Origin of the sequence: Blastomonas sp. (assembly GCF_041747255.1) — a bacterium.
In the GTDB taxonomy this organism is placed as follows: Bacteria; Pseudomonadota; Alphaproteobacteria; order Sphingomonadales; family Sphingomonadaceae; genus Blastomonas.
In genome coordinates this window covers 1-7,804 of sequence record NZ_JBGTFM010000457.1, presented here as the reverse complement: position 1 = coordinate 7,804, position 7,804 = coordinate 1, and the positions used below count along the sequence as shown (strand labels likewise).

At 62.8% G+C, this 7,804-nt stretch carries 8 protein-coding genes and 1 pseudogene; 5 read left to right on the top strand and 4 right to left on the bottom strand.

All coding sequences use genetic code 11. The annotated features are described in order from the left end of the window. The 3 genes and pseudogenes from ACEW8G_RS15230 to ACEW8G_RS15220 all read left to right on the top strand — a co-directional run. Window positions 1–508, top strand: a pseudogene (locus tag ACEW8G_RS15230) (ABC transporter ATP-binding protein); the annotation flags it as partial. A 122-nt stretch (window positions 509–630) separates the two neighbouring features. Continuing rightward, a complete protein-coding gene (locus ACEW8G_RS15225; RefSeq protein WP_373489245.1) occupies window positions 631–1,410 on the top strand; it encodes a tetratricopeptide repeat protein in 780 nt (259 codons plus the stop codon). A gap of 54 nt (window positions 1,411–1,464) precedes the next feature. Beyond that, window positions 1,465–2,793 carry a PQQ-binding-like beta-propeller repeat protein gene (locus tag ACEW8G_RS15220; protein ID WP_373489244.1) on the top strand — a complete coding sequence of 443 codons (1,329 nt, stop codon included), beginning with the start codon at window positions 1,465–1,467 and terminating at the stop codon, window positions 2,791–2,793. 40 nt (window positions 2,794–2,833) lie between these two features. Here the strand turns inward: ACEW8G_RS15220 and ACEW8G_RS15215 are convergent, their stop codons facing one another. Further along, window positions 2,834–3,031, bottom strand: coding sequence for a hypothetical protein (locus tag ACEW8G_RS15215; protein WP_373489243.1), 198 nt, complete (start codon window positions 3,029–3,031; stop codon window positions 2,834–2,836). A gap of 237 nt (window positions 3,032–3,268) precedes the next feature. On the opposite strand from ACEW8G_RS15215, the gene der reads away from it, so the two are divergent. Then, window positions 3,269–4,687 carry a ribosome biogenesis GTPase Der gene (gene der, locus ACEW8G_RS15210; protein WP_373489242.1) on the top strand — a complete coding sequence of 473 codons (1,419 nt, stop codon included), beginning with the start codon at window positions 3,269–3,271 and terminating at the stop codon, window positions 4,685–4,687. Window positions 4,688–4,830: 143 nt separating this feature from the next. Next, window positions 4,831–5,280, top strand: a complete 450-nt coding sequence (locus ACEW8G_RS15205) for an Hpt domain-containing protein (RefSeq protein ID WP_373489246.1) — start codon at window positions 4,831–4,833, stop codon at window positions 5,278–5,280. 10 nt (window positions 5,281–5,290) lie between these two features. Here the strand turns inward: ACEW8G_RS15205 and ACEW8G_RS15200 are convergent, their stop codons facing one another. From ACEW8G_RS15200 to pxpA, 3 genes are read right to left on the bottom strand one after another with little or no spacing between them, the layout of a single operon-like run. After that, on the bottom strand, window positions 5,291–6,232 hold the full coding sequence (locus tag ACEW8G_RS15200; protein WP_373489241.1) for a biotin-dependent carboxyltransferase family protein: 942 nt from the start codon (window positions 6,230–6,232) through the stop codon (window positions 5,291–5,293). After that, the gene (locus ACEW8G_RS15195) at window positions 6,229–6,909 is read right to left on the bottom strand and encodes an allophanate hydrolase subunit 1 (protein WP_373489240.1); all 681 of its coding nucleotides are present in this window, start codon (window positions 6,907–6,909) and stop codon (window positions 6,229–6,231) included. The genes ACEW8G_RS15200 and ACEW8G_RS15195 overlap by 4 nt, the downstream gene beginning before the upstream one ends. Continuing rightward, window positions 6,906–7,673 (bottom strand): 5-oxoprolinase subunit PxpA, encoded by a 768-nt coding sequence (gene pxpA / locus ACEW8G_RS15190; protein WP_373489239.1) that lies wholly within the window; start codon window positions 7,671–7,673, stop codon window positions 6,906–6,908. The genes ACEW8G_RS15195 and pxpA overlap by 4 nt, the downstream gene beginning before the upstream one ends. Window positions 7,674–7,804 lie beyond the last annotated feature (131 nt).

The following is a 7,804-nucleotide window of genomic DNA, read 5'->3' as shown; positions in this document are numbered from 1 at the left end:
GGGTGGATTCGGCGGTCGCGGCGGCGGGCGCTGGAACGTCTCGGTCTATCACACCGTGCGTTTTGACGAGACGATCCGTATTCGCCCCGGCCTGCCCGATCTCGATCTGCTTGGCGGATCGGCCATCGGCGGCAGCGGCGGCGTGCCGCGCCACGGCGTAGAGCTTGAGGGCGGTTATTTCATGAATGGCCTGGGGTTACGTGTCACCGGCAACTACCAGAGCGGATCGCGTGTCGATGGCGGCGGTCTGCCCGGATCAACCGATCTGCGCTTCAATGACATCGCGACGTTGAGTCTGCGCACATTCATCAATTTCGACAACCGGCCAAAGATCATTGAAGCTGTGCCGTTCCTGAAGGGCAGCCGTCTGCGGCTGGCGGTCGACAACGTGTTCGATGCCCAGCAGCGCGTCACCAATCAGGCGGGCGAGGTGCCCCTGCGCTTTCAGCCGGGCTTCATCGACCCGCGCGGCCGGTTCGTATCACTCAGCCTGCGCAAGCTGTTCTGACCGCGCGCCTGCGGCCCACGCGTCAAATTTGGCATGGCTTTTGGGGTTTCTGGCGGCTAAAGACGCCAGCTTGAGCGGGGGTCAGACCCCTGCAGCACGATGACTGCCGAGGAGCCCGACAATTGGCGATAACCCCGCAAAAAGACGGCAGTGGAGCCGCAGACGCCACGCGTGACAATATGTTCATGCGTGAGGTCGATGATGAGCTGCGCAAAGACCGGATGGCGAACATCTTTGAACGCTATGGCAAGCAGATTATCATCGGTATTGTCGTCGCGCTGCTCGCGCTGGCAGGCTGGTTCTATTATCAGCATCAGCAGCGCGAAGACGCAGGAGTGCGCGGAGAGGAACTGACCACCGCCATCGATGCCACGCGCAACAACAATCTGACCGGCGCGACCAATGCGCTCAAGACGCTCGATGAGGCCGGACAGCCGGGTTACCGCGCGATGTCGCAGTTGCTGGCCGCCGCAATCCTCCAGGAAAAGAACGACCCCAAGGCGGCTGCTGCCGCATTTGCCAAGGTCGCAGCTGACACCAGCCTGCCGCAACCGCTACGTGATCTGGCGCTGATTCGTCAGACGGCTGCAGAATATGACAGCATGAAGCCAGCCGATGTGATCACCCGGCTTAAGCCGCTGGCGGTGCCCGGCAATCCCTGGTTTGGCAGCGCAGGCGAGATGGTCGCCATCGCGCACATGCGGATGAACCAGCCCAAGCTGGCCGGGCCGGTTTTCCTGCAATTGTCCGAGGATGAGCAGGTGCCAGAAACCATTCGTTCACGTGCGCGTCAGTTGGCGGGTGTCATGGGGGTTGACGCGGTCGACGATCCCAGCAAGGCACAGGGTGTATCTCAAGGTGCTTCCAATGCTGCACCCCCGGCGATGCCGGTTGGCCAGTAACGACAATATTGCGGGTCGCTACCGTTCTGAAAATTACAAGGAGCTGGACTGGCAATGCGCATAGCAAAATGGGCGATGATCGTGGGGCTATCGGCCACCGTGGCAGGCTGCGGCGTGCTCGGCGGCAGGGACAAGCCCAAGGTCACGCCGACGGTTGGTGATCGCACCGCGATCCTCTCGCGCGCGGAAAGCAGCGCTGCAGTCGACCCGGACCTTGCCGGCGTCGCTGTCATTCTGCCCGCTGCGGTGACCAATACCAACTGGAGCCAGCCGGGCGGCAGCGCCACCAAGGCTGTCGGTCACATGACCATCGGCACCAGCCCGGTGCGGGCGTGGACCGCCAAAATTGCCGGATCGACCACGCGCGTGCGGCTGGCTGCGGCACCGGTTGTGTTCGGGGGCAGGCTGTATGCGGTCGATACCGACGGCATGGTGCATGCCTTCGATGCCGCCAGCGGCCAGAAAGTCTGGTCGGCGGCATTGGAAGCGCGCGATGATGGCAAAAATTCGGTGTTCGGTGGCGGCGTCAGCGCCGACGCGACGCGCGTGTTCGCCACCAATGGCGTGGGTGAAGTGGCCGCGCTCAACGCCGCCGATGGCGCTCAGCTGTGGCGGGTCAAGCCTGCTGGTCCTTTGCGCGGTGCGCCGACGCTGGCCTTTGGTGCAGCCTATGTGATGAGCCAGGACAACCAGCTGATCGCGCTTAACCAGAACGATGGAACGATCATCTGGAACGAGAGCGGATCGCTCGGCCAGGCCGGTGTGTTCGGCGTTGCCGCTCCGGCGGCGGGGCAGGGCACCGTTGTGGCGGGCTTTTCCAGCGGCGAACTCATCGCCTATCGTTATGAGAACGGGCGCAACCTGTGGTCCGACGCGCTGGCACGGACCAGCATTTCAACCTCGGTATCAACGCTGACCGATATTGATGCCGACCCGATCATTGACCGGGGCCGCGTGTATGCCGTCGGCGAAGGCGGGCGCATGGCCGCCTATGAGCTGGTCAGCGGCCAGCGCATCTGGGAACTCAACATCGCAGGCATTTCCACACCCACCATCGCGGGTGAGTGGCTTTTCGTGCTGACCCATGATGCGCGGATATTGTGCATCGCGCGCGCCACCGGCAAGGTCCGCTGGTCCACCCAGTTGCAGCGTTACCGCAAGGAAAAGAAAAAAGAGGGTCAGGTTGACTGGACCGGCCCGGTGCTGGGCAGCGGGCGGCTGTTCATTGCCAACACCCAGGGTGAACTCGGTACCGTCAACCCCAGCGACGGCGTGTTCACGATGCTGCATGATCTGAAGCAGCCGGTGTCGCTGCCGCCGATCATCGCCGACAATACGCTGTATGTGCTCGATGACAGCGGGACGATTACCGCGTTCCGCTGATCGTCCCGCTGTTCATGGTCCAATTGATGATTTTATCAGATCATGGCCCAAAACTGACTTGCTGATAGTTATCGCCGTCATCATTTGGGTTCATGTCCACATTATTTTTGTGGATTGTGACGGATATCTGTTCCCCGGCAGATAATTTGATGGTGGGATTGAAGTTTAAGGGCGAACCGAAATCTGCAGTTCTCGTCACGTCAAACACGACTGCGCCATTGATCCAAACCTTCATCATCTGACGAGGGGTTCCACCGCCCGTGGGGCTATGTGAACTCCGGGAACTGATGGTAAAGCGGCCGCTCCTTGGTGCTCTATAAATGCACGTCCAGGTGTTCGCATCGACATTTTGCAAGACTGGGTCCATGACACACTCCGAATATATGATTGTTGTTCAAGAAGACTAACAAGCCTGGCATTGATATGAGAACTTGTATCTCGTCCATTCCCGACCAAATTTTCTAAGGCATTGAATATGCTACCCGAAATCGTCATCATCGGACGGCCCAATGTCGGCAAGTCCACGCTGTTCAACCGGCTTGTCGGCAAGAAGCTGGCGCTGGTCGATGATCAGCCCGGGGTGACGCGCGATCGCCGCGTCGGCAAGGCGGAGCTGCTCGGGCTGCACTTCCAGATCGTCGATACCGCAGGCTATGAGGACGAGGACCCGGCAACGCTGCCAGGCCGGATGCGCCGCCAGACCGAACAGGCGGTCACCACCGCGCGCGCCGCGCTGTTTGTGTTCGATGCGCGCGCCGGGATCACGCCGCTTGATGAGGAGATCGCACGCTGGCTGCGCACCACCAAGACGCCGATTATCCTAATGGGCAACAAGGCTGAAGGCCGTGCGGCTGACCCCGGCCTGATGGAATCCTATGCTTTGGGGCTGGGCGAGCCGGTGGCATTCAGCGCCGAGCATGGCGTGGGTATGGCCGAACTGTTCGATGCGCTGCGCCCCTTGATCGAGGATTTTGAGGACGCCGCCGATACCGGCACCCAGCTGCCCGCGGTCAACCTTGATGCCGAGGCAATCGATGAAAGCGCGCTTGAGGCAGCCCCGCTGCAGCTGGCGATTGTCGGTCGGCCAAATGCGGGCAAATCAACGCTGATCAACAAGATCCTTGGTGAAGACCGGCTGATCACCGGGCCGGAAGCGGGGATCACGCGCGATTCCATCGCCATCGAATGGACCTGGGTGCCGCCCGGCGGTGAAGCGCCATCGCGCCCTGTGCGCCTGATCGACACCGCCGGAATGCGTAAACGCGCAAAGGTGGTCGACAAGCTCGAAAAGCTTTCGGTCGCCGATGCCCGCCGTGCGATTGACTATGCCGAGGTCGTGGTGTTGCTGCTCGATGCCACCAAGGGGCTCGAGCTGCAGGACCTCAAGATCGCCGACAATGTGATCAAGGAAGGCCGCGCGCTGATGATCGCGATCAACAAATGGGATGTCGCCGAAGACGCCTCAAGCCTGTTCAACGGCATCAAGGCAGCGCTTGACGAGGGGCTGGCGCAGCTGCGTGGCGTGCCGGTGCTGACCATTTCCGGCATCACCGGCAAAGGCATCGATGTGATGCTGAAAGCGGCGTTCGAGACGCGCACTGAATGGTCGCGGCGGGTCTCAACCGGCATGCTCAACCGCTGGTTCGAACAAGCGATTGAAACCAATCCACCGCCCGCGCCCGGCGGCAAGCGAATCAAGCTGCGCTATATGACCCAGGCCAAGGTGCGCCCGCCCGGCTTTGTCATGTTCGGCACCCGGCTGGACCAGCTGCCAGAGAGCTATGCGCGCTATCTGATCAACGGCATCCGCCGTGATTTGGGTTTTGGCGCGGTGCCGGTGCGGTTGACTCTGCGCAGCCCCAAGAACCCGTTCGATACCGATCGCGATAAATAGCGGTTGGCTACCGCTCTGAATATCATCGCTAATTCGTTCGAGGGCCGGTTTGGCGGTGCTTGCAGGCGGCAAATCAATACTTCGTTTACCAGTGTTGGTATATTTTACACTCCTGCAGTATCGCTGCTGCCGGGAGTACGATGATGGCCTATCAAGATGCACCGTTGGTGAACTGGGCCGCCTTTCAGGAGGCGCGCGCCATACTGGGCGCTGATTTCGTGCGCATTCTTGGCTATTTCCGGGAAGACGGCACCAAATCGGTCGATGCCATCGAAGCCGCCATGCGGGACAAATCAGCGGCCAAGCTGGTGCTTCCGGCACACACGCTGAAGGGCGAGGCCTATCAGTTCGGGGCGGAGCAACTGGCAATGCTTGCCGAACAGATTGAAATGGTCTCGCGTCGCTGCGTCGAACTGCATCAGGAGCCTGATGAGCTGCTGGAAGATATTGTCGGTCTGCGCGACGTGTTCCGCCATTCGCTCGCCGCGCTTGAAAAAGAAGCCAATCCACTGGTTGAACGGCGCAGCTTTGGCCGAAAGACCGTGATGGCAGGCGGCGCCATGGCGCAGGCACGCAATTCCTCAAACGGCTGAACGGCTTCGATCAGGACAGCGCCAACCCCGGCAGCCAGTCCGCCCACAGCTTCATTTTTTCCGCGAAAATCGTTTCGGCCTGCTCGGGCTGTACCGGCACCAGCAGCATCGTCGCATTGGGCGCGAGCTGGCCGATCAGATGCCGGTCAGCGCGGATCACCTGGCCGATGCGCGGATAACCGCCGGTGGTCTGGCCATCGCAGCCGATCAGATAGGGCAGGCCGTCAGGCGGGCACTGAATGATACCCGGAAAGACTGCGCCGCTTTGAATCGGCGCGTTCGTATTGAGATCGATGACGTTGCCCTGGAGCTTCAGCCCCATGCGGCTTGAGCGCGACGAGACTCGCCAGCGCTTGCGCGCAAGCGCGGACAGGCCCAGCGCCAGCCGGTCTGATTCGGGGCCCGCGACAAAGCGCAGCACAAAACCGTGACCGAAAAACGGTTGCAGTTCGGGCGGGGTCATCACATCCGCTGGCCCCGGCGGTGCATCGCCCAGCGGAATGATGTCGCCATCGGCCAGTGCTCGGCCCTCAAGCCCGCCAAAACCGGCGCTCATCAGTGTCGATTGAGTGCCCAGAACCTCTGGCACGGCGATCGGGGCAGAAAGCGCCAGATACGCACGGCAGCCCGCCCAGACCCGGCCGATGCGGATACGGTCACCGGCGGCGACGGCAATCGCATGATGCTGCTCGACATCAGTGTCGTTTATCTCGATCTGACAGGGCGCACCCGTCACCGCGATGGTCATCGCGCGCTGCACCGCGAATTCTGCCGGGCCAAGCGTGATCTCGATCGCCGCGCTGGCGAGCGGCTTGCCGACCAGCCGGTTGGCGAGGGCAAGGCTCAACATGTCCGCGCCTCCGCCACTGGGGACAGCAAGCTGGCGCAGGCCGCTGAATGGTGCGCCCTGAATGCTGGACTGCAATCCGGCCTTGGTCACCGTCAGCGTCATGCGTGATGCCCGATCAGGCTGTCGAACGCGGCACGATCCAGCCGTTCAAAGCGCACGGCTTGTCCGGGGGAGAGCAGCGCCGGGCTCGGTTGAAGCGGATCGAACAAGGTCTCGGCGATACGCCCGATCACCGGCCAGCCGCCGGGGCCGGCGTGCGGGTAAAGCCCGCATTGTCGCCCGAGCAGCCCGACCGAGCCAGCCTCGACATGCGAGCGGGGATCGGCGAGGCGCGGAATATCGGGGATCGCGGTATCGCAGACCAAATAGGCAAAGCCGGGCTGGAATCCGAGCATCGCCACGCGCCATGTCTGCGCGCTGTGCCATGCGGGCAGGTCGCCCATGTCCATGCCGAGCAGTTCGGATACGATCTCGGCATCGGGCGCCCAGGCCGCATCATAGCATATGTGCAATACCGCTGTTTCCGGCTGCGTGGCCACCGATGGCTCGTGGGCTTGGATCAACAGGCTGGCGGCATGGGCATGGACGTCAGCGAGCGCGCTTCGCGACGGGTTCCAGCTCAGCGACAGGCTATCGAGGCCGGGCACGATCTCATCCCACCCGCCCTGCCGGGCAGCGGCCTGCGCAAGTCCTGCAATGCGGGCAGCGGGCAGCGCGCGAATCATCAGCCAGTCATCGGCGCTGTAGATATCATGGGGCAACGTATTCGCTTCAGTCATGCAGGCGATGCTCCGGGCGGACAGACAATGATACCAAGGCTAATCATTTCCTGCGCGATCCGCAAAGCGGTTTGTTCAGCGCCTGCGCTGTCAGAATGAATGCACAGGCTGTGCGCCGTGATCTCTACCAGACTGCCGTCAATCGCGCGCACCGGCTTGCCGAGTGCAAGCGCCGTGGCCTGCGCGGCGCGATCAGCATCGCGGGCGATCAACGCGCCGGGCTGGTTACGCGGCACCAGCCGCCTCGCCGGGGTATAGGCGCGGTCGATAAACGCTTCGGCGATGAACCGCGCGCCTGTCTGCTCAGCCGCCGCCGCGAACGCGCCATGCGCCAGCCCGACCAGCGCAACATGCGGGAAGGCGCGGTGCAGCGCCGTGGCAATATCATGGGCGAGTCCTTCGTCATCGGCCAGATCGTTGTAGAGCGCCCCGTGCGGCTTGATGTGGGTGAGCGGCACGCCAAGATCGGCGGCAATCTGCGCCAGTGCCCCCACCTGTGCGATCAGCTGCGGTGCAAGGTCAGGCGCGGCTATCGCCATCGATGTGCGCCCGAATCCGGCGCGATCCGGGTAGGAGGGGTGCGCGCCAGCGGCCACCCCGGTATCGCGCGCCGCGCTCAGCATGGTTGCCATGCTCTCCGCATCCCCGGCATGGCCGCCGCACGCGATGTTGCAGCTTGAGATGTGCCGCATCAGCGCGAGATCGCGCGCGACCTCGTCGGGCTGTTCGCCAAGGTCGGCGTTGATGTCGATGGTCCGGCTCATGGCCAGACCCCGGCAGCGCGGAGGATCAGCCGCGCCCCCAGCCCGGCGCAGACCAGCACGACGACCAGTCCCGCCGCGTTCGTCCAGCGGCTGTTCGCGAAAGCACCGAGACTGGCCTTGCGCCCCGCCAC